The 23,767-nt window shown below is 60.2% G+C and carries 20 protein-coding genes; 5 read left to right on the forward strand and 15 right to left on the reverse strand.

The window, feature by feature from the left end; translation table 11 throughout:
* The first annotated feature begins 448 nt into the window (after window positions 1-448).
* From xylF to HH303_RS01235, 3 genes are all read left to right on the forward strand, one after another.
* Window positions 449-1,492 carry a D-xylose ABC transporter substrate-binding protein gene (gene xylF, locus HH303_RS01225; RefSeq protein WP_169623386.1) on the forward strand — a complete coding sequence of 348 codons (1,044 nt, stop codon included), beginning with the start codon at window positions 449-451 and terminating at the stop codon, window positions 1,490-1,492.
* A gap of 211 nt (window positions 1,493-1,703) precedes the next feature.
* On the forward strand, window positions 1,704-2,972 hold the full coding sequence (locus HH303_RS01230) for a sugar ABC transporter permease (RefSeq protein ID WP_227421455.1): 1,269 nt from the start codon (window positions 1,704-1,706) through the stop codon (window positions 2,970-2,972).
* A 20-nt stretch (window positions 2,973-2,992) separates the two neighbouring features.
* Window positions 2,993-3,757 carry an ATP-binding cassette domain-containing protein gene (locus tag HH303_RS01235; RefSeq protein ID WP_169623387.1) on the forward strand — a complete coding sequence of 255 codons (765 nt, stop codon included), beginning with the start codon at window positions 2,993-2,995 and terminating at the stop codon, window positions 3,755-3,757.
* 20 nt (window positions 3,758-3,777) lie between these two features.
* On the opposite strand, the gene HH303_RS01240 is transcribed toward HH303_RS01235, so the two are convergent.
* The 15 genes from HH303_RS01240 to HH303_RS19955 all read right to left on the reverse strand — a co-directional run bounded on the left by HH303_RS01240 (window position 3,778) and on the right by HH303_RS19955 (window position 22,484).
* Window positions 3,778-4,683 carry an SMP-30/gluconolactonase/LRE family protein gene (locus HH303_RS01240; RefSeq protein WP_227421456.1) on the reverse strand — a complete coding sequence of 302 codons (906 nt, stop codon included), beginning with the start codon at window positions 4,681-4,683 and terminating at the stop codon, window positions 3,778-3,780.
* Between the two features lie 14 nt (window positions 4,684-4,697).
* Window positions 4,698-5,651, reverse strand: coding sequence for an ABC transporter permease (locus HH303_RS01245; protein WP_227421457.1), 954 nt, complete (start codon window positions 5,649-5,651; stop codon window positions 4,698-4,700).
* A 4-nt stretch (window positions 5,652-5,655) separates the two neighbouring features.
* Window positions 5,656-6,702, reverse strand: a complete 1,047-nt coding sequence (locus HH303_RS01250) for an ABC transporter permease (RefSeq protein WP_169623388.1) — start codon at window positions 6,700-6,702, stop codon at window positions 5,656-5,658.
* Window positions 6,702-8,240, reverse strand: coding sequence for a sugar ABC transporter ATP-binding protein (locus HH303_RS01255; RefSeq protein ID WP_169623389.1), 1,539 nt, complete (start codon window positions 8,238-8,240; stop codon window positions 6,702-6,704). The genes HH303_RS01250 and HH303_RS01255 overlap by 1 nt, the downstream gene beginning before the upstream one ends.
* 93 nt (window positions 8,241-8,333) lie before the next feature.
* The gene (locus tag HH303_RS01260) at window positions 8,334-9,470 is read right to left on the reverse strand and encodes a sugar ABC transporter substrate-binding protein (RefSeq protein WP_169623390.1); all 1,137 of its coding nucleotides are present in this window, start codon (window positions 9,468-9,470) and stop codon (window positions 8,334-8,336) included.
* Between the two features lie 93 nt (window positions 9,471-9,563).
* The gene (locus HH303_RS01265; RefSeq protein ID WP_169623391.1) at window positions 9,564-10,226 is read right to left on the reverse strand and encodes a FadR/GntR family transcriptional regulator; all 663 of its coding nucleotides are present in this window, start codon (window positions 10,224-10,226) and stop codon (window positions 9,564-9,566) included.
* A gap of 735 nt (window positions 10,227-10,961) precedes the next feature.
* A complete protein-coding gene (locus HH303_RS01270) occupies window positions 10,962-11,483 on the reverse strand; it encodes a DUF2478 domain-containing protein (protein WP_169623392.1) in 522 nt (173 codons plus the stop codon).
* Between the two features lie 5 nt (window positions 11,484-11,488).
* On the reverse strand, window positions 11,489-12,121 hold the full coding sequence (locus tag HH303_RS01275; protein WP_169623393.1) for a carbonic anhydrase: 633 nt from the start codon (window positions 12,119-12,121) through the stop codon (window positions 11,489-11,491).
* Between the two features lie 17 nt (window positions 12,122-12,138).
* Window positions 12,139-12,936, reverse strand: coding sequence for a peptidylprolyl isomerase (locus HH303_RS01280; RefSeq protein WP_169623394.1), 798 nt, complete (start codon window positions 12,934-12,936; stop codon window positions 12,139-12,141).
* 5 nt (window positions 12,937-12,941) lie between these two features.
* Window positions 12,942-13,631: a respiratory nitrate reductase subunit gamma gene (gene narI / locus HH303_RS01285; protein WP_169623395.1), complete on the reverse strand. Its 690-nt coding sequence runs from the start codon at window positions 13,629-13,631 to the stop codon at window positions 12,942-12,944.
* 11 nt (window positions 13,632-13,642) lie between these two features.
* Complete coding sequence (gene narJ / locus HH303_RS01290; protein WP_169623396.1) at window positions 13,643-14,359, reverse strand: nitrate reductase molybdenum cofactor assembly chaperone; 717 nt, start codon at window positions 14,357-14,359, stop codon at window positions 13,643-13,645.
* A 14-nt stretch (window positions 14,360-14,373) separates the two neighbouring features.
* A complete protein-coding gene (gene narH / locus HH303_RS01295; RefSeq protein WP_169623397.1) occupies window positions 14,374-15,897 on the reverse strand; it encodes a nitrate reductase subunit beta in 1,524 nt (507 codons plus the stop codon).
* The gene (locus HH303_RS01300) at window positions 15,894-19,634 is read right to left on the reverse strand and encodes a nitrate reductase subunit alpha (protein ID WP_169623398.1); all 3,741 of its coding nucleotides are present in this window, start codon (window positions 19,632-19,634) and stop codon (window positions 15,894-15,896) included. Before HH303_RS01300 ends, narH begins: the two co-directional genes overlap by 4 nt.
* Before the next feature lie 24 nt (window positions 19,635-19,658).
* Window positions 19,659-21,053, reverse strand: a complete 1,395-nt coding sequence (locus HH303_RS19950) for a NarK family nitrate/nitrite MFS transporter (RefSeq protein WP_227421459.1) — start codon at window positions 21,051-21,053, stop codon at window positions 19,659-19,661.
* Window positions 21,054-21,119: 66 nt separating this feature from the next.
* Window positions 21,120-22,484 carry an MFS transporter gene (locus HH303_RS19955; RefSeq protein ID WP_227421460.1) on the reverse strand — a complete coding sequence of 455 codons (1,365 nt, stop codon included), beginning with the start codon at window positions 22,482-22,484 and terminating at the stop codon, window positions 21,120-21,122.
* 252 nt (window positions 22,485-22,736) lie between these two features.
* Between HH303_RS19955 and HH303_RS01310 the strand changes: the two genes are divergently transcribed.
* Window positions 22,737-23,435 (forward strand): cyclic nucleotide-binding domain-containing protein, encoded by a 699-nt coding sequence (locus HH303_RS01310; protein ID WP_169623399.1) that lies wholly within the window; start codon window positions 22,737-22,739, stop codon window positions 23,433-23,435.
* A gap of 15 nt (window positions 23,436-23,450) precedes the next feature.
* Window positions 23,451-23,762 (forward strand): carboxymuconolactone decarboxylase family protein, encoded by a 312-nt coding sequence (locus tag HH303_RS01315; protein WP_169623400.1) that lies wholly within the window; start codon window positions 23,451-23,453, stop codon window positions 23,760-23,762.
* Window positions 23,763-23,767 lie beyond the last annotated feature (5 nt).

A 23,767-nucleotide genomic window follows, 5' to 3' on the forward strand; every position in this document is an offset into this window, starting at 1 on the left:
CGCGACGAGGGGGCCGCAGATGTCGGTGCGGTTACTTCCCGTAGCATTCCTTCGGACAGAAGGTCCGCGGTAATTCCTGAAACGGCCGCTGGAGAAAGTAACGTCGACGCGCCGATATCGACGCGCGCCAATGGTCCCAGCCGCCGCAACGCAGACAAAACGGCCTTACGGTTCGTCGACCGCATTACATCTGCATCGGCTTTCTTCAATGGCTCCCCCTATTTTGTTCAATCAAAGAAAAAAACCAGAGTTGTATCAAGGGAAAGTTTCGTAAGACGACATTCCACAACAATTTTATTACCATGCTCAGGCACCGATTTTCTCAAAACCCCCGAATTCCAGTTGACCGATCCTTGGTCTCTAGGGATATAATTCGAGCAACAAAAAAAATAATTCCACGGCCAATCTGGCCCAGGAACCCAAAGAATGAACGCTAAGGGAGGTAAGAATGTCGCTTTCAAAGAAACTAGTCTGCGGAGTTGTCGCTCTCGGCGCCATCGCCTATGCCGGTGCGGCGTCGGCGGCGGATCTGATTGTCGGGGTCAGTTGGTCGAATTTCCAGGAAGAGCGCTGGAAGACGGATGAAGCCGCCATCAAGGCACAGCTCGACGCCATGGGGGCCGAATACATTTCAACCGATGCGCAAAGCAGCAGTGCCAAGCAGCTCAGCGACGTCGAAAGCCTGATCGCACGAGGGGCCAATGCCCTGATCGTGCTGGCCCAGGATTCCGACGCGATCACGCCTGCGATCTCGAAGGCGACATCCGAAGGCATTCCGGTGGTCGGCTACGATCGCTTGATCGAGAACAAGGATGTCTTCTATCTGACCTTCGACAATAAGGAAGTCGGCCGGATGCAGGCCCGAGCGGTCTTCGCGGCGCAGCCGACCGGAAATTACGTGTTCATAAAAGGGTCGTCGACCGATCCGAACGCCGACTTCCTGCATGAAGGTCAGCTTGAAATTGTCGGCGACGCGCTGAACAGCGGGGCGATCAAGAATGTCGGCGAAGCCTATACCGACGGCTGGTTGCCGGCGAATGCGCAACGCAACATGGAACAGTTCCTGACCGCGAACGATAACAAGGTCGATGCGGTCATCGCTTCCAATGACGGCACGGCGGGCGGCGTCGTCGCCGCACTGACCGCGCAGGGCATGGAAGGCATTCCGGTGTCCGGTCAGGACGGCGACCATGCCGCGCTGAACCGCGTGGCTCTCGGCACACAGACGGTCTCCGTCTGGAAGGACGCGCGCGACCTGGGCAAGGCCGCGGCGACGATCGCCGTTGACCTGGCCAAGGGGGCGATGCTTTCGGATATCGATGGCGCGGTCAAATGGTCCGGCGGTGCCAAGGGCGTGGAAATGAACGCCATGTTCTTGAAGCCGGTGCCGATCACCGCGGAAAATCTGAACGTCGTCGTCGACGCCGGGTGGATTTCCAAGGACGCCCTTTGCCAGGGTGTCCCGGCGGGCAAAGTAGCCGTTTGCAATTGACGGCTGACTGAGGCGGAACGTGTTGACGGCGCCGGCTCTGACCGCGCCGTCAACACGCGCCCCGGTAAGTATGGTATCCTTCAAAAAACATCCAGGGTCGGCGGTTACGGGCGGAATTGCAGCGGTGTCGCCGCGCAAAACAATCCTGCGCAACCGGAGGCGTTGATCGCCTAACCCTATCGGATGATTGATCGCGCAAAGGGATGCGTCGATGGACGGACTTAAGAAAATCTTGGCGGATATGGAAGTCGACACGCGTCTCCTCGGCATGATTGGGGCGCTTCTGGTCATCTGGATCGGATTCGACCTTTTCACCGATGGACGCTTCATCACACCGCGCAATCTGTTCAACCTGTCGGTTCAGACCGCTTCCGTCGCGGTCATGGCCTGCGGTATGGTATTGATTATCGTCACCCGGCATATCGATCTGTCCGTTGGGTCTGTCTTAGGGGTGGTGGCCATGGTCATGGGGGTCGTTCAATCCGATCTACTGCCCGAAATTCTGGGATACGAGCATCCGGCAACCTGGATCGTCTCGCTGTTGATCGGGATCGGCGTCGGGGCGGCCATCGGTTGCCTTCAGGGCGTGACCGTCGGGTTTCTAGGGGTTCCCGCCTTTATCGTCACGCTGGGCGGATATCTTGTCTGGCGCGGGGCGGCCTGGTGGGTGACGCAGGGGCGCACCGTCGCGCCGCTGGATTCCACGTTCCAGCTTATGGGCGGCGGCATTGACGGCACAATCGGCGCGACATGGAGCTGGGTCTTCGCCGCCATCGCCATATTGGCGATCCTGGGCGGCACAGCCTATGGACGTGCGCGGCGTAAATCCTTCGATTTCCCCGTAAAGCCGCTTTGGGCGGAGATCGTGACCGCCGGAATCCTGTCCGCGCTTGTCATCGCCTATGTCGCGACGATGAACGCCTATCCCATCCCGGCCCGCGCGGCGCTGCGCATCGCGGAAGAACAAGGACTGCCCGTCCCCGAAGGCGGATTGGACATTGCCCATGGCGTGCCGATCCCGATCCTGATCGTCGCCGCCGTCGCGATCGCCATGACCATTCTGGCGACCAGGACCCGTTTCGGGCGGTACGTCTTCGCCATGGGCGGCAATCCGGAGGCGGCGAGCCTCGCCGGGATCAACGTCAAACGGATGACGGCCGCGATCTTTGTTGTCATGGGGATACTCTGCGCGATTTCCGCCGCCATCGCCTCCGCGCGATTGCAATCCGCGGCGAACGATCTGGGCACGCTCGACGAATTGCGGGTGATCGCCGCGGCGGTGATCGGCGGCTGTTCGCTGGCCGGTGGAGTCGGCACGATTTACGGCGCGTTGCTGGGCGCCCTGGTGATGCAGAGCCTGCAAAGCGGTATGGCCCTGATCGGCATAGACACGTCCCTGCAAAGCATCATCATCGGGATCGTCCTGGTTTTGGCCGTTTGGATCGATCACCTCTACAGACGTCGCCATGGCGCTCACTAATCGGACGCCGGAGAAACACGATGAACGCACCCACCCCTCTTGTCGAAATGCGCAACATGTCGATTTCCTTCGGCGGCGTGAAAGCCGTCGATGACGTCTCCATCGACCTCTATCCCGGCGAAGTCGTCGGTTTGCTGGGCCATAACGGCGCCGGTAAATCGACGCTGATCAAGATGCTGTCCGGCGCCTATCCGCCGGATTCCGGTGAAATCTTCATCAACGGGGAAAAGGCGGCCATCGCCGACCCGCACGACGCCAAGGAATACAATATCGAAACCATTTATCAGACTCTGGCGCTGGCGGATAATCTGGATGCCGCGGCGAACCTCTTCCTGGGCCGGGAAATTCGGACGCCGCTGGGCTTTCTGGACGACTCCGCCATGGAAGCGGCGACGCGCGAGGTGATGCATCGCCTGAATCCCAATTTCAAAAAATTCCACGCCCCGGTGAAGGCCCTGTCCGGCGGACAGCGACAATCCGTGGCGATTGCGCGCGCCATCCATTTCAACGCCAAAATCCTTATCATGGACGAACCGACCGCCGCCCTGGGCGTTCAGGAAACGGCGCAGGTCGCGGAATTGGTTCAGCAATTGAAATCCGAAGGCATCGGCATCTTCCTGATCAGCCACGATCTGCACGATGTGTTCGATCTGTCGGACCGGCTGACGGTCCTGAAGAACGGCAAGCTGGTCGGGACCGTCGCGACCCAGGATGTCACCCATGACGATGTCCTGGGCATGATCATCCTGGGAAAGATGCCGGGCGATAGTGCGGACGCGGCCTGATCGCGCGCCAGAGAGTTATGCTATAGGCCGCGCGCGTTCACATAAATCGCCCGCACGGATGTCGTCGCGCAGATGAACAGCCGGTTCCGCTTCGGCCCACCGAAGCACAGATTGGACACGATTTCGTCAATCAGGATTTTTCCGAGAAGCGTGCCGTCCGGCGCATAGCAATGCACCCCGTCGCCGGCCGAGGACCAGATGTTTCCCGCCGTATCCAGCCGGAACCCATCGAACAGGCCGCTGTCGCAGGTGACGAAGTCTCGACCGTTCTCGACCATCCGCCCGTCCTCGGCAACGTCGTATCGGCGGATCTTGGGGGTGCAGTCGGGAAAATGGGTTTGGCCGGTATCCGCAACGTACAGTGTCTTTTCGTCGATGGAAAAAGCCAGACCGTTCGGCTGCACCATATCGTCGATTACGCGGGAAACCGTACCGTCCTGACCGATGCGATAGACATGACGGCCGTCCTGCTCCATCGGCGCGGCGTCTCCTTCATAATCGCTGTCGATACCGTAGGACGGGTCTGTAAACCAAATGGAGCCATCGGATTTCACAACGACATCGTTCGGGGAGTTAAGGCGCTTTCCGTCATAGCTGTCGGCCAACACGGTTCGGGTGCCGTCGATTTCGTATCGGCTGACGCAGCGCCCGCGATGTTCGCAGGCAATCAAACGTCCCAGGGTGTCGACGGTATGCCCATTGTGGTGGCGGCAGGGTTGCTCGAATGTCGCGACGGCGCCGCTCATTTCATCCCAGCGCATCACCCGGTCGTTCGGGATATCGGACCAAATCAAATAACGACCGGCGGGGAAATAGGCCGGCCCCTCCGTCCAGCGCCCGCCGGTCCACAACGTGTCCATTCCCGCCGTCGGCAGAATCACGGTCGAAAAGGCGTCGTCGTGAAATTGATACAGCGGTTTCGTCATGCCCGTTTCTTCCCCTAGGATGTCACACGTTGGTTTCGGCCATAGACCAGCAACATGCCGACAATGACCGAGCCATAGATGATCTGCCGCCCCGCCTCCGGCATCTGCATGATAGACAGAACCGAATTCAGAAGCACGATCAGGATCACGCCGACCAGCGTCCCGATGTACCGCCCCCGTCCGCCCAATATATGCGTGCCGCCCAGAACGACCGCGGCAATCGCCGGCAGCAGGAAGGCGTTCCCCATCCCTTGATAGGCTTTCGCGGAATATCCCGCCAACATCACCCCCGCAATCGCGGCGCAGAGGCCGGAGGCGACGAACGCACCGATAATCACCAGCCGCGTCCGAATACCGGAAAGATACGCCGCCGCTTCCCGAGACCCGGTCGCATAAATCGACCGCCCGAAACCCGTTCTGGTCAATATCACGACAATCGCGACCGACACCGCCGCCCAGACGAAGATCGCGACCGGAATTCCCATCATCCGCTCCTTCGCCAGGAACAACATGATCGGTGTCGCCTTATCCTGCGGCGCGAAACCGCCGGTCTGCGCGACCATAAGCCCTCGCAAGACGGTATCGACGCCCAGTGTGAAGATCATGGACGGGATACGCAGGACGGAAACGCCCAACCCGTTCACGACCCCGACAGTGATCCCGACGGCCAGCGCAGTGGGGATCGCCATATCGCCGCCGACGGCCGTCGCCGTCATGGCCGCGGCGGTCAATGTCCATGGCACCGACAGATCGATATGACCCAACAGAATGACCATCATCATCCCGGCGGCGCATATCCCCAGAAAAGACCCGGTCTGCAATTGCTGAAGCAGATAGTTCGGGGAGAGAAGCGGCGCCGTTCCAGCCGTCGATAGGGTATAGACCGTACCGGCCAGCAGGATCGCGACGATGAACGTCGAGGCGATGGCGATGGGCCGGTTTTCCGTCGATAGAAGCGTTTGCATCATGGGGCTACCTGAAAAGATCGAGTTTGTTCTTAACCCGCAGGGTGCGGAAGGCACCGACGGAAACCGCCGTCAGGAGAACGAACCCCTCGATCAGCGGCTGCAATAGCGGGTCGATATCCAGGATGCGGAAGAAGAAGGATATCACCCGCAGGATCATCGCGCCGACAAGACTGCCGATCGCGCCGCCCGACCCGCCCAGAAGCGATGTGCCCCCCAAAACGACCGCGGCGATGGAGTTCAAGGTATAGGCACCGGCCTGTTGAATGTCGGCATTCCCCGACGACGTCTGAATTGCCAGATACAGGCCGCCACAGGCCGCGAGAAACCCGCCCAATGTGAAGGCGGTGATCTTCGCACGATTGATCGGCAGGCCGGACATATAGGCCGCGCCTTCCGCCGATCCGATCGCATAGACGGTCCGCCCCGTTACCGACCGTTTGAACGGCAGCCATACGACCAGCGCGACAATAGCCACGATCAGGATCGGCACGGGAATATCGGCGAAGGGTCTGATCCACCAGGCATCACCGCCATCCGCAAACCCATAGGTATCGGCAAGGTCGTAGACGGAATTCGTCAGCGCCCAGGACAGGTCGTCATCGACATTGCCGCCCGGTTTCGGGCGCACGGCAAGCGCCAAACCGATGGCGACCGCACCCGTCGCCAGGGTCGCGATGATCGGCTGTATCCGCCCATAGACCACGATGCAGCCGTTCAGCAGGCCGAACGCGCTTCCGGACAGCAATGTCAGCACGGCGCCGAAAAGCATTTGAGCGGGACTGCCGTTCACGACCTCCGACGCAATGCAGTTCGTCAGTGTCATGATGGCCCCGACCGACAGGTCCAACCCGCCCAGCAATACCGGCAGGGTTTGCGCCATCGCGACGAAAATAATCGCCACGGCCTCGTTCGAATTCTGGATCGCCACCGCCGAGGAAAAGCCTCGAGGATGCATCATGTTGTACGTGATCAGCAGAACGAACAACAGCAGCAGCGCCGTCGCAAACCCAACATTCTGCATGACCCAGCGCTTCAGACGAAACACGCGCATCACGCCCCCTCTGTATCGATATTGAGCGACGCGGAGACGAGACTTTCCTCCGTGATCGCGTCGCCGACCTGCTCACTGACCACGCGTCCGCCATACAGAACCGAAACGCGATCGCAGCATCCGATCAGTTCCGCATAGTCGGATGAATAGAACAGGATCGCCTTCCCCTCGTTCGCCAGATCGCGCATGAGCTTGTATATTTCCTGCTTGGTGCCGACATCGATCCCCCGCGTCGGATCGTTCAAAAGGATGATGTCGGGGTCGATCATCAGCCATTTCGCGATGACCACTTTTTGCTGATTTCCGCCGGACAGGGTCATGACCGCATCGTCCGGTGCCCCGACCTTGATCTGCAGCTTTGCAATTCCCTCCGCGACTGCATCGCGCGCCTTCGTCGGATCGATGAACGGACCGGACGAGATTTGTGCATAACTGGATGACAGCAGGTTGTCGGCGATCGACATGCCGAGCATCAGACCTTCCGTCTTTCGGTCTTCCGGAACCAAAGCCATGCGGGTCACTGCCGATTTCGCCGCCGCCGGGGATGCCGGAATTCCCTTCCTGTCGCCGATCCGCACGCTGCCATCGACATCACGCAGGACACCGAACAAGGCGAGGAGAAGTTCTTTCTGGCCCTGACCGTCCAGCCCGCCGAGGCCGACGATCTCCCCCCGCCGAACGGTCAGATCGATACCGTTCAGTCGGCGGCCCCATTTCAGTCCGGACACCTCCAGAATGGCCTCTCCCGCATCACTCGCCGACGACACCAGCGGCTTTTCCGGGAACTGGGTTTCCACATCGCGGCCGATCATCAGCCGCACGATGTCGCGTTCGGACTTCGTCCCCTTGGCAAAGGTTTCGATATGCTGCCCGTTCCGGAACACCGAAAGCGTGTCGCACAAGGCGTCCACTTCATGCATTCGATGGGAAATGAACAGGCTGGCCACGCCTTGGGCCTTCAATTCCGCCAGCAGGTCGTACACCGTCTGCACGTCCCGGGACGTCAGCGCCGATGTCGCCTCGTCCAGGATCAGGACTTTCGGGTCGCGCCCCAATGCCTTCGCGATTTCAACCATTTGTCGGCGGGACAGCGATAATTCACGGACCAGGGAATTCGGGTCCACATCCTCACATCGCACACGCGCCAACAATTCCTCGGCGCGGCGAACCTGTTGGCGCCGGTCGATCAGCCCGAACCGGCGCGGCGGATCGGATATACAAATATTGTCCGCGACGCTGAGGTCCGGGACCAGGGACAGTTCCTGAAACATGCAGACGATCCCGGCATCGCAGGCCGATTGCGGAGTCGGGAATTGCACGGCGTCGCCGGATACGCGCACGTCGCCCGCATCGGGCTTCAGCACACCCGCCATGATCTTCATCAGGGTCGACTTCCCGGCGCCGTTTTCCCCCAGAATCGCGTGAATCGTCCCGGGACGGCAGGCAAAGTCGACCTTTTCGAGGGCACGAATGCCCGAAAAAAATTTCGATACCCCACGGTATTCGACGATCGGTTCCACCAGAGAAGCATCGCTCATCGGATCGCAATCCGGCCATCCGGCCGACTCCCAAATCGAGAAAAAATGGCCCCGGCTTTGACACCGGGGCCATAAAAGCCGTTACGCACCGAATTACTTCACGTCGGCTTCGGTCTGGGACATGATCGCCGGACCGGAAATGTTCACGCCGCAGGGCGGGAATTCATTAACCGTGAAGAAATTGTCCGGCAGATCGGTCCAATAGTTCACGCCGTCTTTCAACGTCGTGTAATCGGCAACCGGCAGCGGGACCGAAATAAGCTGCGGCATGGTGTTGCCTTCCAAGGCGGAAATCGCCGCCTTCATGGCGATCGCGACCAATCCCGGCGACTGCCCGATGGAAATCCCCTTCAGACCGTCCGCCGAATGTTCGGCCACCAGCTTGCGATATCCGTTTTCGGATTCCCCGGAAATCGGCACCATCGGGTGGTTCGCATCCAGCATCGCCTGAACAACGCCGGTGGTTCCCCCCTGCGCGGCGATCGCGTCGAAATGGCCATGCACGGCGATGGCGTCGGCCGTGACCTTTTGCGCCGTGCCGTCATCCCAGTTGCCGACGACCTGGACGACTTCCCAGCTACCGCCCGACGCATCCAGAACTTCATGGATCCCGATGGACCGGTCTCGGTCGACCGAGTTGCCCGGCAGACCGCGTACTTCCAAAATCTTGCCGGACGTCTTGCCCGCCGCCTTCAACTCGTTGAGCAGGAAGGTCGCCCATGTCCGACCCATTTCCAACTGGTCCTCGTTGATCTGCATGACCTTGTCGGTGTCGAGGACGTTGTCGAAGGGAACCACGACGACATTGTTCTTGTCGGCGAGGCGGATCACACGGTCGAAGCCTTCGGGCGACACCGCGATGGTGACGATGGCGTCATAGCCCTGGTTGATGAAGTCCTCGATGGCGCCGAGCTGGGCCGGCGCATCCGTCCCGGTCGACACGACCTTGAACTCGCCGATCTTGTCCTTAACCGACGGGTCTTCGGCATAGGCCTTGGCCGTTTTGATCATCTGAATGCGCCAGGTATTGCCGACGAATCCGTTGACGACGGCGACCTTATACGGGCCGGGCTTCGCATCCCATTTGAAATACTTCGTTTCCTTGGACCACGGCGCGAAGCACGCGGGATCCGCGCCCGGACCGGAAACGACCTCCGGCCCCGCAAACGCGGCATGGGCGGAAAAAGCGAGTGCGGCGACCGCGGTCGCCATTTTCAATACCGTTTTCATCGTTAACCTCCCTGATGAGTTTTGTTCATGGTGTGGAACCCTTGTTTCCGGGTTTTCATTGCAACCGTGTACGCGAACGCCACTGTTGTTCGATTAGGCCGCGCCCTCCATTTCGTCGCTGAAGTTCTTGAACCCGATCATAAGGTGGGCTCTCAGCCTGTACTGAAATGCCAGCCGGTCGCGCGCGGCCAGCGCGTCGATCACCCCCTGATGCTCCGCAAAGGTTTCGGTCTTATAGGACCGCCGCGTCTTTCCCTTCTGCATGATGCGAAGAATGACCGGCTTCATGACCTTGTAGACATCCAGGATGGCGTCGTTGCCGAGAATGGAGATAAGACGATAGTGGAAGTCGTAATCGACCTCCGACGCCACGTGGATGTCGGCGCCTTCCGCCAGCTTGCCGTTCAATGCATAGAGGTCGGCGATATCCCGGTCCGTTATCCGATCCATGATCTGTTCGGCGGACCCGACTTCCAGAAGGTCGCGAAACGCCTGAACATCGCTGAAGGTCTTGCGCGAAACCTCCATCGTATTGAAGGAAAACAGGTCGAAGGCCCTGGCCAGCCGGTTGTCCGCAATGGTTGCGCCGATTTTCGGGCGCACTTCCACCAGGCCATAGGCCTTTAGAATACGCATGGCCTCCCGAACCGTGTTCCGGCTCGCGTTGAACTGCGTGCAAAGGTCCCGTTCGGTCGGCAATCCGTCACCAACCGTCAAACCTTTCTCGGCGATAAGATCGCGGATTTGTCCAACCACGATATCAACCGCCGATTCTGCCGAGGCCAAGGAATTCACGGAAATACCCCAAAATATTCTATTTCGGTTCACGGAATACCCGCAAGGGAAGCATCTACGAACCATTTTGTTGGACCAAGATTCGTAATGTGGTCATTTTTCCATGTCAATACCGTGTGACGACAAAAATGAATCGTCTTTTCAACTCTTAGATTTTCACCTTGGGGGGATCCGTAGTCCGAACGAGATATGCTGAACCGTAAATTGTGAAACGTCTCCAGACATGGTCGCCGGTCAGGGGGACTCGTACCAATCAAGCCGAATCACATTCGATCGGATAACGGTTCGGAGTTTACCGCTACGGCAGTCCGGGAATGGCTTACCCTCTTCATCGAACCGGGAAGCCCCTGGGAGAATAGCTAAAATGAAAGCTTTAACAGCAAGCAGCGGGGCGAGATCCTGAACCAGGAGATCTTCTATGCGCTCCGGGAAACGCAGGTGATCAAAGAGCGTTGGCGCCGCGTTCACAGCAACGGCCGAGCGACCGCATGGCTTGCTCTGATACCGCCCTCCCGGCCGAAGGCGACCTTGCCAAGCCCTGTTGGGAAGCCTTACGCTTCGCTCCAGGCAACCTAACAGGGCACCCGAATGCGCCCGACCTTATCAAACGGGCTGGACTACTGATGTAGGGCAGGTCAGGCGGTCTGGTTCCAAGATTACCCCTTCTCTTGAGGCGGGGATAATCTTACGTGAGCGTTACGCTACGCTGGCGTCCGCTCGCGCGTTCGTTTCGATCCAGGCGAGCAGGCTGGACTCGACCGGCGGCAGGCGTACCGCCTCGCCACTGGAAAATTCCTCAAACGCATCCTTGTTCAGCGCGTTCAGACCGACCAGAACCGGAATATCCATCGACAGCGCGTCGGCGATGATCTCGCGGAAGCCGCGACCTTCGGCTTCGTGCTTGCCGAATTTGTTCACGATCAGGACGTCCGCCCCCTTGGCGAGTTCCGCCTGAACATAGCCGACGGCGGTTTCCAAGGCCTGCGGGTCGAGTCGGCAGCCGCGGGACGCCGCGCCGAGCGCTTGCGATATGCGCAGCACTTGGCCGGAAGGGAGAACCTTCACGTCCATGTCGCAGGGATTGTCTTCACCGGTTTCCGTGTTGATCTGAACCGTGCCGCAGACGACCGCGCCTCGGCTTTCCAATTGAGCGGCGAGGCCGGCCAATAGCAGATCCGTATCCCCGCGCTTTTCCGTCATCGTATAGGCGATTTTCATCTCTCTTACTCCCTTCCATAAACCGTCATTTTGCCGTTCATCACGTCGCCATGTGCGACGGTGCAGTCCAGATCTCGCAGCAGGCCGTCCTTCAATCCGTAGATCAGGCCATGCACCCGGATCGGTTCACCGTCCGCCCAGGCGCGTTGGAGAATCGGCGTTTCGGAAACGCGCCGAACCCCTTCCAGAACATTCAGTTCCGCAAGCCGATCGCGAAGCTCATCCATGTTTTCGCAGCGGGCGAGGTCGACGGCATAGGCCCGCGCCAACCGACGGATCGGCTCCAACCAGTGATCGGCCAGACCGTGCGGCAGGTCTTCCGTCGCCGCCCGAACGCCCCCGCAACCGTAGTGCCCGCACACGATGATTTCCCGGATATGCAAGGCATCAACAGCGAATTCGAGGGCGGACAGAAGGTTCATGTCCGACGAATGCACCACGTTGGCGACATTCCGGTGCACGAAGACCTCCCCTGGATCGAGACCGGCGACGACATTCGCCGGGACGCGGCTGTCGGAACAGCCGATCCAAAAGAATTCCGGTGATTGCCGCGTCGCCAGGCGTGCGAAATATCCCGGTTCGTCCGCATTTCGCTGCGCTGACCATTGCCGGTTCCGTATCAGAAGATCGTCGAGCATGACGCCGCCTCGCCCGTTCAGCGCTTTCCGAAACGCGCGCCGGAGATGTCGGCCTCTTCGACGAGCGCCGCGACGAAATCTTTCGCCGCCCGGGCCCAGGTCGCCTTCTCCATCGCTGCGGCAATCTTGTCCTTCACCGTTTCGAACGGCAGGACCTGTCCCTCCGCCAAGGCATCCATGCGGATCAGATGATAACCGAACCGCGTCTGCACCGGTCCGGATGTCACCTCCCCTTCGGCAAGACTGCGCAAAACGTCCTCGAATTCGGGCACCGTGTCGCCCGGTCGAAGCTGACCCAGGAAGCCGCCATTCGCCCGGGACCCGCAGTCGCTCTCGTTAGCAGCAATATCGGCGAAGCACGCCGGATCGGCTGCCACCCGTTCCGCCAAATGGGCGATACGCGCCTGGGCCGCCGCAGAGGCAACGACGTCTTCCGGATCGCAGGCACAAAGGATATGCGATACTTCCCATAATGGCGGCGCGCGAAACCGGGACGGATCACGCGCCCATTCTGCCCGCACGGCCTCGTCAGTTGGTTTCTCCACCTCGACCGCATCGTCCAGCAGGGTTCGGATCAGGGCTTCCTCCTCGGTTTCGAAACGGTTGGGTCCAACCTCCTCCGGTTCGGGAGACAGGCCGCGCCGCCGGGCTTCCTGCAGCAAAAGGGTGCGGATCGCGATGGCATCCGCCGCCTTCCGCCACGAGGTACCCGGCTTGTCGCGCGGTCCGGGATGGTTCTGCGTTTCCGCCGCGACGGCAGTGAACGGCACCGTTTCGCCGTTGACGACGATATCGGGGAAAAGTTGGGTGCTCATCCGCCTTACTCCGCCGGGCCGGTCCGCCGGGACCGGACGATCTGATACCCCGGACGCGTCAGATAGCGCAGCGGTACGGACAGCATGTGCACCAGCCGCGTGAACGGGAACAGAAGGAAGATCGTCAGCCCCAGGAACAGATGCAGTTTGAAGACCAGCGCGACATCCGCGATGTGATCCGCCGCATTTGCCTGGAAGGTGAAGATGCCTTGGGCCCAGTTCATGAATTTGACCATTTCATGCCCGTCCAAATGCCCGACGGATACGACGATGGTGCCAAGCCCCAGGACCAATTGCGCCAGCAGCAAGGCCAGGATGCCGATATCCGCGACACTGGATGTCCGGCGAATACGCGGGTCGGTCCAGCGGCGGTGGAACAGCATACAGCCGCCGATCAATGCCATGACACCCGCCACACCGCCCGCGACGACGGCCAAGGTCTGTTTCGCCCCGTGGCTAATGCCCAACATGTCGAAAATCCAGATCGGGGTCAGCAACCCGACCAGATGACCGAAAAAGATGATCAGCACGCCGACATGGAACAGGATCGATCCGACGACCAATTGCCGCCGCCGCAGCAACTGGCTGGACGACGTCTTCCAGGTGAAGGGATCGCGTTCGTAACGCGCGATGGAGCCGATGGCGAGCACCGCCAGGGCGATATAGGGGTAAATCCCGAAAAGGAAGTTATGCATCGCTACCTCCATCATTCTGCGGCCGCGCCGGACGTGCGGTCCGGTGACGGCGTGACGGGAACATCCATGCGGGACAGTATGTCGCGCACCTGCGGGCATCCGGCATTCGGATCCGGACCGAACAGGACCTCGCTTTCCTCCCAAACCGCGTCGAGCGCTTCCAAGTCGTCCGGATCGGTTTCCGGTTCTTCGAGAAGTTCGGCGACGGCGTCCTGGTCCGCCTGCGTGCCCGCGAGTTGCAGCAAGGCCGCGAAAACGGCGGCATACGGACTTTCCCGCCGCGTCAGACGCGCGTTCAGCGCCTCGACGATATGCGCCGCATCGGCCAGAACCGTTTGCGCCTCCGGAAATGGGCGCGTGGCAAGGAATTCCAGCAGGACGGGTAGGTGATCCGGCAGTTCGGTCGTTGCCGGTTCGAACCCGGCCTCCCGATAGGTTTCCACCAGAGAGACCATCGCACCGCCACGGTCACGGCTTTCGCCATGAACATGCTCGAACAGGTTCAGGGACAGGGTCCGCGACCGGTCGAACAAGGCGACGTAGGATTCTTCCAGATCGTAGATATCGCGTTGCGCCAATTCGTCCATCAGCGGTCGCAACGCCCGCCGCGCCGCTGCTGTCAACCGGCTGTCGGCGGCAAGAACCGCGGAAATTTCCGGCATGGCCTTTTGCAAGTCGCGCGTCGGATAGCTGAGGATCAACGACAGGGATTTGAGGGTACGGTCCATTTCTGCGTCTCCTCTCACTGCACTTCCTGGGGCATGCGCAGCGGCTTCTTCTTGCCGCCGAACAGGGACCCGGAACTGATGCCGGAAGAACAACCGTTGCCGTCGGTGAACCCGCAGCCGCCGCGCAAGTCGTAGGCTTCCTCAACCTGTTCGCGGTGGGTCGTCGGGATCACGAAACGATCTTCGTAATCCGCCAACGCCATGATCCGATACATGTCCTCGATCACTTGGCCGGTCAGGCCGACGCGTTCGGCAATCGACTCGTCGATGACGCCTTCAATGCTTTTCGAGCGCATGTAGGACCGCATGGCCAGCATGCGTTCGAGGGCGTGGACGACCGGTTCCTCATCCCCCGCGGTTAGCAAATTGGCGAGGTATTTGACCGGAATGCGCAGGTTCCGCACGTCCGGCATGCCGCCGTCCATGCCGATTGCACCGGCTTCCGCCGCGTTCTGGATCGGCGATAGCGGCGGGATGTACCAGACCATCGGCAGCGTCCGATATTCCGGGTGCAGCGGGAAGGCGACTTTCCATTCCATCGCCATCTTCCAAATCGGGCTTTCCTGGGCCGCCAGAATCCAGTCCTCCGGGATTCCGCTTTCCCGGGCGGCCTCGATCACCGCCGGGTCCTTCGGATCCAGGAAGACGTCGAGCTGCGCGTCATAGAGATCCGTGGCCTGTTCGACGCTGGCCGCTTCCTCGATCTTGTCGGCGTCGTAGAGCATCACGCCGATATAACGGATGCGCCCGACGCAGGTTTCGGAACAGACGGTCGGATTGCCTGATTCGATCCGGGGATAGCACAGGGTGCACTTCTCCGACTTGCCGGTCGACCAGTTGTAATAGACCTTTTTGTAAGGGCAGCCCGACACGCACATGCGCCAGCCCCGGCACTTTTCCTGATCGATCAGGACGATACCGTCTTCCTCCCGTTTATAAATCGCACCGGACGGGCAACTGGCGGCACAGGCGGGGTTCAGACAGTGTTCGCACAGCCGGGGGAGATACATCATGAAGGTATTCTCGTATTCCCCGTAAATCTCCTTCTGGACGCCCTCGAAGTTATAGTCCTTGGAGCGTTTGGAGAATTCGCCGCCCAGGATTTCCTCCCAGTTCGGGCCCTTTTCGATCTTCTGCATCCGCTCTCCGCTGATGCGGGACCGAGGACGCGCCGTCGGAAAGGCCTCCATTTCCGGCGCCGACTTCAGGTGGTCGTAGTCGAAATCGAAGGGTTCGTAATAGTCGTCGATTTCCGGCAGATCGGGGTTGGCGAAGAGGTTGGCGAGGATTCGCCACTTCGCCCCCTGCTTCGGCTGGATCTTCCCGGATTTCGTCCGGGTCCAGCCGCCGTTCCAACGCGACTGGTTTTCCCAATCGGTTGGATAGCCGGTGCCGGGCTTGGTTTCGACATTGTTGAACCAGGCATATTCGACACCGTCGCGGCTGGTCCAAACGTTCTTGCAGGTTACGGAACAGGTGTGGCACCCGATGCATTTATCGAGGTTCAGCACCATCCCGATTTGAGCGCGCACTTTCATTCCGCTGCCTCCTTTCCGGTGGCTTCCCGGTCGAGCCAATCGACCTTCTGCATCTTTCTGACGATGACGAATTCATCCCGGTTCGACCCGACGGTTCCGTAATAGTTGAAGCCGTAGGATTGCTGAGCGTAGCCGCCGATCATGTGGGTCGGCTTTAACACCGTGCGGGTCACGGAATTGTGGATACCGCCCCGCTTGCCGGTGCGTTCGGAACCGGGCGTGTTCACGATCTTCTCCTGCGCGTGATACATGAAGGTCGTTCCGTCCTTCATCCGCTGGGAGACGACGGCCCGGGCGGTGAGCGCCCCGTTTGTGTTGTAGAGTTCCACCCAGTCGTTATCGACGATGCCGGCATCGCGGGCGTCGTTCTCGCTGATCCAGATCACCGGACCGCCACGGTTCAGCGTCAGCATCAGCAGGTTGTCGGTATAGGTGGAATGGATGCCCCATTTCTGGTGCGGCGTGATGAAGTTCAGCACCACGTGGGGCGTCCCTTCCTGCGCGTCACGGTTCACTTCCTGGGTGATGGTCTTCAAGTCCACCGGCGGGCGGTAGGACATGAAGCCCTCGCCGAAGGCCCGCATCCACAGGTGATCCTGATACAGCTGCTGACGGCCGGTCAGCGTGCGCCACGGGATCAGTTCATGGACGTTGGTATAACCGGCGTTGTAGCAGACCTTTTCGCTTTCCAACCCGGACCAGGTCGGGGAGGAAATGATCTTGCGCGGTTGGGCGGCGATGTCGCGGAAGCGAATCTTCTCGTCTTCCTTCGGCAGGGCCAAATGCATGTGGTCCAGCCCGGTCGCCTTGCCCAGGGCATCCCAGGCTCTCACCGCGACCTCGCCGTTGGTTTCCGGCGCGAGCATCAAAATGACCTCCGTCGCGTCGATATCCGTGACGATCTTCGCACAGCCTTTCGCCGGGCCGTCTTCCCAGGCACCGTTCAGGTTCCGCAGCGCCTGCACCTCGTGTTCCGTCTTCCAGGAAATGCCCTTGCCGCCGTTGCCGATTGTGTCCATCAGAGGCCCCAGGGCGACATACCGGTCATAGAAGGCGGTATAATCCCGTTCCACGGCGATATAATTCGGCGCGGTTTTGCCCGGAATCAGGTCGCATTCGCCTTTCTTCCAATCCCGCACTTGGTCCTGGGCGATTTCCGCCGGGGTGTCGTGCAGGATGGGCAGGGCGACGACGTCCGTTTCTTTGCCCAGGATTTCCGGCGCGACCTCCTGGAACTTCTTGGCGATTGCCTTGAAGATTTCCCAGTCCGACTTGCTTTCATAGGCCGGGTCCACCGCCGCTTGCAGCGGGTGGATGAAGGGATGCATGTCCGAGGTATTGAGGTCGTTCTTTTCGTACCAGCTGGCCGTCGGCAGCACGATATCGGCATAGACCGCCGTCGTGCTCATCCGGAAGTCGATGGTGACGAGGAGGTCGAGCTTTCCGCGCGGCCCTTCGTCATGCCACTTCGCCTCTTTCGGCAAAGGACGGCCTTCTTCCGCCAAATCGTTGCCCAGAACAGCGTTATCCGTGCCGAGCAAGTGTCTGAGGAAATATTCATGCCCTTTGCCGGAGGATCCCAGCAGGTTCGAGCGCCAGACGAACAGGTTACGCGGCCAATTTTCCGGCGCGTCCGGATCCTCGCAGGCCATTTCCAGCGTACCCGCCTTCAACTGTTCCGCGACATAGGCCGGGATATCCTTACCCGCCGCCTTGGCGGCCTTCGCCACCTCCAGCGGGTTCGTCTTCAACTGCGGCGCGGAGGGCAGCCAGCCCATCCGTTCCGCACGGATGTTGTAGTCGATCAGACTGGCGTCCCAATCCCCATCCGGTGCGGTCGGGGCCAGGATTTCATCCGCCGTCAGCGTCTCATACCGCCATTGGTCCGTATGCGCGTACCAGGCCGACGTCGAATTCATGTGGCGCGGCGGACGGCCCCAGTCGAGCGCGAAGGCCAAAGGCTGCCAGCCGGTCTGCGGCCGCAGTTTTTCCTGCCCCACATAATGCGCCCAGCCCCCGCCGGACTGACCGACGCAACCGCACATCACCAGCATGTTGATGATGGCGCGGTAGTTCATGTCCATGTGGTACCAGTGGTTCATCCCCGCGCCGATGATGACCATGGATTTCCCGTTGGTCTTTTCCGCGTTCTGCGCGAATTCACGGGCGACATGGACGATCTTGTCCGTGGGCACCCCGGTGATTTTCGACGCCCAGGCCGGGGTGCCCGGCACATCGACAGCGAAATCGTCCGTAACCCATTCCCCGCCAAGACCACGATCCAGGCCATAATTGGCGCAGAACAGGTCAAAGACGGTCGCCACGAGCTCCTCACCGGCGACGGTTTTCACCTTCTTGACCGGCACGTTGCGGGTCAGCACATCCGGGAAAGATTGGCCGGTGGCGAAGGCCTGCGTTGCCGCCCCGCCGAAATACGGGAAGTCGACGCCGACAACGTCGTCGCGGTCCTCGTCCATGATCAGGGACATTTTAAGGCGGGTATCGGCCCCGGCGGCGCGTTCTTCAAGGTTCCATTCCCCGGCCTCGCCCCAGCGATAGCCGACGGCGCCGTTCGGGGAGACCATGCCGTTCGAAATCTCGTCGATGGCGACGGTCTTCCAATCCGGATTGTTGGTTTCGCCCAGAGTACCGTCCAAATCCGCTGCGCGCAGGAACCGTCCGGGCACATACTTCCCATTCTTTTCCTCCAGGCGCACCAGCATCGGGAAATCGGAATATTTCCGGCAATACTCCTCGAAATACGGCGTTTGCCGGTTCAGGTGGAATTCGCGCAGGATGACATGCCCGAAAGCCATCGCGAGGGCGGCATCCGTGCCTTGTTTGGCATTCAGCCAGACGTCGCCGAACTTCGCCGCCTCGGAATAGTCGGGACAGATCACCGCCGACTTGGTGCCGCGATACCGGGCTTCCGTATAGAAATGCGCGTCCGGCGTCCGGGTTTGCGGCACATTCGAGCCCCAGAGGATCAGGAAGCCCGAATTGTACCAGTCCGCGGATTCCGGCACGTCCGTCTGTTCGCCCCAGGTCATGGGCGACGCCGGCGGCAGGTCGCAATACCAGTCGTAGAAGCTCATGCACACGCCGCCCAGCAGGCTGAGATAGCGCGAACCCGCCGCGTAGCTGACCATCGACATGGCCGGGATCGGCGAGAAGCCGAAGATCCGGTCCGGGCCGTATTTCCGCGCGGTATAGGCGTTGGCCGCGGCGACGATTTCCGTCGCCTCGTCCCAATTCGCCCGGACGAAGCCGCCCTTGCCCCGAATTTCGACATAGCCGGAGCGCAGGATCGGGTCTTCCTGGATCGTGGTCCATGCTTCGATCGGCGTCTTGGTTTCGCGCAGCTTGCGCCAGACCTTCATCAGCCGCCCGCGCACCAGCGGGTTTTTCACCCGGTTGGCGCTGTAGAGGTACCAGCTGTAACTGGCGCCGCGCGCACAGCCGCGCGGTTCGTGATTGGGCAAGTCCGGCCGCGTGCGTGGATAGTCCGTCTGCTGCGTTTCCCAGGTCACGATCCCGGACTTCACGTAAATCTTCCAGGAACACGACCCGGTGCAGTTCACGCCGTGGGTCGAGCGCACGATCTTGTCGTGCCGCCAGCGGTTCCGGTAGGTGTCTTCCCAATCGCGGTTTTCCCGGGTGACCTGACCGTGACCGTCCGCGAATTGCTCCAATTCCTTGGACTGAAGGAAGTTCAGTCTGTCGAGCAGATGGCTCATCGTCTTTCTCCTATCTCAACCCGTTCAGCACGGAACGGACGCGTTTTTGCGGCTGTAGCAGAACCAGGTGATCACCAGGCATACGACGTAGAAGCCGAGGAACGTCCACAACGCACCGTGCGGGGCGCCCGTTATGGCGATCGACGTGCCGTAGGCTTTCGGAATGAAGAACGCGCCGTAAGCGGCAATCGCACTGGTGAAGGCGATGATGGCCGCGCTTTCACGTTCAGACTGTTTCAACTGGGCCGCGGCATCGAGCGCGGGCATCAGACGACCAATCTCCTGACGCATGATCGACGGGATCATCTGGAAGGTGGACGCATTGCCGACGCCGGTCAGGAAGAACAACGCCATGAAGCAGGCGAAGAAACCCCAGAAATTACCGGCGTCACCGCCTTGGGGGAGAAATTGCAGAACTCCGTAGACCGCGACGATCATGCCGAGGAAGGTCCAGAAGGTGACCCGCCCGCCCCCGAACCTGTCCGAAACCCAACCCGTGGCCGCCCGGCTGAGCGCGCCGACAAGCGGACCCAAGAAGGCATATTGCAGGGCGTTCACATCCGGGAACTGGGTTTTCATCAGCAGCGGAAAGCCCGCGGAATATCCAATGAAGCTGCCGAACGTGCCGGTATAGAGGAAGCACATGATCCAGTTATGCGCGCGGCTGAAGATGATCGACTGATCCTTGAACGATGCCTTCGCGTCGGCGATGTCGTTCATGCCGAACCAGGCGGCGACGGCGCTGACCGCGATGAACGGCACCCAGACGAAGCCGGCATTCTGTATCCAAAGTTCGCCGCCATCGGCCAAGGCCTGCGGTGCGCCGCCGACACCGCCGAAGACACCCGCGGTGATGACCATCGGCACGACGAACTGCATCACGGAAACACCGAGATTGCCCAACCCGGCGTTCAGCGCCAGGGCGTTACCCTTGGTCTTCTTGGGATAGAAGTAAGCAATGTTGGCCATGGAGGACGCGAAGTTGCCGCCGCCGAAGCCGCACATCAGTGCCAGGATCAGGAAAATCGAGTAGGGCGTTTCCGGATCCTGCACCGCGAAGCCGATGCCGATCGCCGGCAGCAGCAGGGAGGCGGTGGATATCGTCGTCCATTTCCGACCGCCGAAGATCGGGATCATGAAACTGTAGAAGATTCGCAGCGTTGCCCCTGAAAGACCGGGAAGCGCGGCCAGCCAGAACAATTCGCCGGTCGAGTAGTTGAAGCCGATCGCCGGCAGTTTCGCGACGACGACGGACCAGACCATCCAGACGGAAAAGGCCAGCAGAAGCGCGGGGATCGAAATCCACAGGTTTCGGGTTGCGATCGCCTGCCCCCGGCGTTTCCAGAAATCGCTGTCTTCGGGTTTCCAAACGGTCAGCATGTGACCCTGTTGGATGGCTTCGGAATTCGTGCTTGCCATGGGACTCTCCCTTACGGCGTGTTGGTGGCCGGCGGGCCGGACTTGGCCGACCCGCCCAGGCTTGGATTATTCGGCAGGCTGCGTGGCCGCCGATTTGTCGGTCGCGTCGGTCGATGCCGGTTTCGGCAAAGGCGCTTCCGGCACGTCGGACAGATATTTTTCGTCCGCGAGGGCCGGGTGACGGGCGCGTTCCATCCGGCGGATGGCGACATGCATCCACACGGTCGATATGCCGACGATGGCGAAGAGCATCATGAACGGCGCCGTCCAGATACCGGTCGCGTCCAACAGGACACCGAAGCCGATGGGCAGGAAGAACCCGCCCAAACCGCCGATCATGCCGACCAGTCCGCCGACCGACCCGACATGATGCGGGTAATAAACCGGGATATGCTTGTAGACCGCCGCCTTACCCAGGCTCATGACGAAACCCAGGATGACTGTCAGTGCCACGAAGAACCCGACGGACAGGCCGAAGTTGAATTCGATCGGCCCTGTTATACCGGACACGATGTAGCTGGTTTGCGGATAGCTCATCAGAAACAGGACGACGAGCGACACGATGAAGGTCAGATACATGACGAAGCGTGCGCCCCACTTATCCGACATCCATCCGCCAAGCGCCCGGAACACCGACCCCGGCAGGGAATAGAGCCCGGCGAAAACACCCGCCGTCGTCAGTTCCAAGCCATAGGCGCCGACGTAATAGCGCGGCAGGAAGCTCGCCAACGCGACAAACGCGCCGAAGACGAAGAAGTAATAGGTGGCGAAACGCCAGACCTGCACATTCTTCAATGGCGCCAACTGCGACCCAGCAGAAACCGGGCCTTCACCCGACGCGCGCCGGTGTACTTGCACCGGATCGGTCTTGGCGAAGACGAAGAACAGAACCGCCGTAACGGCCAACACCACCGCATAAACCTGCGCTGTCGCTTCCCAGCCCAGTGCGACGACCAGAAACGGCGCGGCAAAGTTCGTTACCGCTGCCCCGACATTCCCCGCGCCGAAAACGCCGAGCGCAGTGCCTTGGTGCTTTTTGTCGAACCATCTTGAGGTATAGGCAACGCCGACGATAAAGGAGCCGCCCGCCAGCCCGAGTCCGAGCGCGGCCACGAGAAACACTTCATATGTCTGAACCGACGTGAGCAGCCACACGCACACCGACGTGATCAGCATTTGCAGCGGGAACATCACCCGACCGCCGAATTGTTCGGTCCAGACGCCGAGGAAAATCCGACTGACCGAGCCGGTCAAAACCGGCGTTGCCACCAGCAGCCCGAATTGCGTATCGCTCAGGCCGAGGTCCTGCTTAATCTTGACGCCAATGATGGAAAAAATCGTCCAAACCGCAAAACAGACGGTGAAGGCGAAGGTGCTGAGACCCAAGGCGCGGTATTGATCCGACCGGGTCACTCCGTCCAGTACGTGCATTTCTGTTCCTCCAGGCTCATAACGCATGGGTTGTTTCAGAACTGCATCGGAAACTGACCGCCATGGAGCGGAAACGGGTTGATCTATATCATCTGACGGAAAAATGTGTTAAAAATAAATGACTTAGACAAATTAGTCATCTGAATGTGAATAAAGAGTCAAGATATGCGCGCAACCTGATCAATCCGACACTTGACATTTATCAAGCCGAAAGAGAAAGGTGCAATGTCGATGGAAAGGGGGGCGGAATAAATGTCGGGATCGCATATTCCCAATATCCGCGAGCTTGATTTGTTCATCGATATTGATGATGCGAATTTTGAAGCGTTGATGCGCGGTTCGTATGTGCAGAATTTCCCGCCGCAGGTGGAAATGATCACCGAAGGCGATTCCAGCGATTTCCTTCATATCGTCCTGTCCGGTTCCGTCGAGTTGTTCGCCACCTGGAACGGTCGGGAAACCAGCATGGATACGGTCCTACCCGTTTCGACCTTCATTCTGGCGGCGACAATCAACGACGCCCCGTATCTGATGTCTGCCCGGACGCTGGAAAAAAGCCGCATCGTGATGATACCGAGCCAGGATGTCCGATCGGTATTCAAGGCCGATGCGAACTTTGCCCGCGCCATCGTGACTGAGCTGGGGATACGCTACCGGTCGACCGTAAAATCCAAGAAGAACCTGAAACTCAGGACGTCACTTGAGCGCTTGGCAAATTGTCTGCTGCGGGAGTGGGAAGCCGCCGGTGGCCATATGGAATTCGAACTGACGACCGAAAAGCGACGCCTCGCATCCCTGCTGGGCATGACCCCGGAAAATCTCAGCCGAGCCTTCAAATCCCTCCAGGCTTACGGCGTTTCGGTCGACGGGGCTAAAATCACCGTTGCCGACCCGGAAGACCTTCGGCGCTTCGCCAAACCCAGCCCCCTGATCGACGACCGCACTCTCTAGGAAAGGAGTTCTCCCATGGCTAAATCCATTCCCGGCGCCGCCGGCGATATCGCCCGGCAATTTCCGGATATCTGGGACGCCTATTCGGAACTCGGCAAGGCAACGGGGGAGGCCGGTCCCCTTACAACACGGGAAAAGCGGTTGGTGAAACTGGCCCTAGCCGTCGGCGCGGGATCGGAAGGCGCCGTCCATTCCCATACACGCCGCGCCAAGTCCGAAGGCATCGAGCCGGAAGCGCTTGCTCAGGTCGCTTTACTTGCCATCGGGCCGCTGGGATTGCCGAAAGCGGTGGCCGCGAAAACATGGATGGAAGACATCGCGGACTGACGCGC

It is taken from the genome of Pacificispira spongiicola (assembly GCF_012926505.1).
Taxonomy (GTDB): Bacteria; Pseudomonadota; Alphaproteobacteria; order UBA8366; family Aestuariispiraceae; genus Pacificispira; species Pacificispira spongiicola.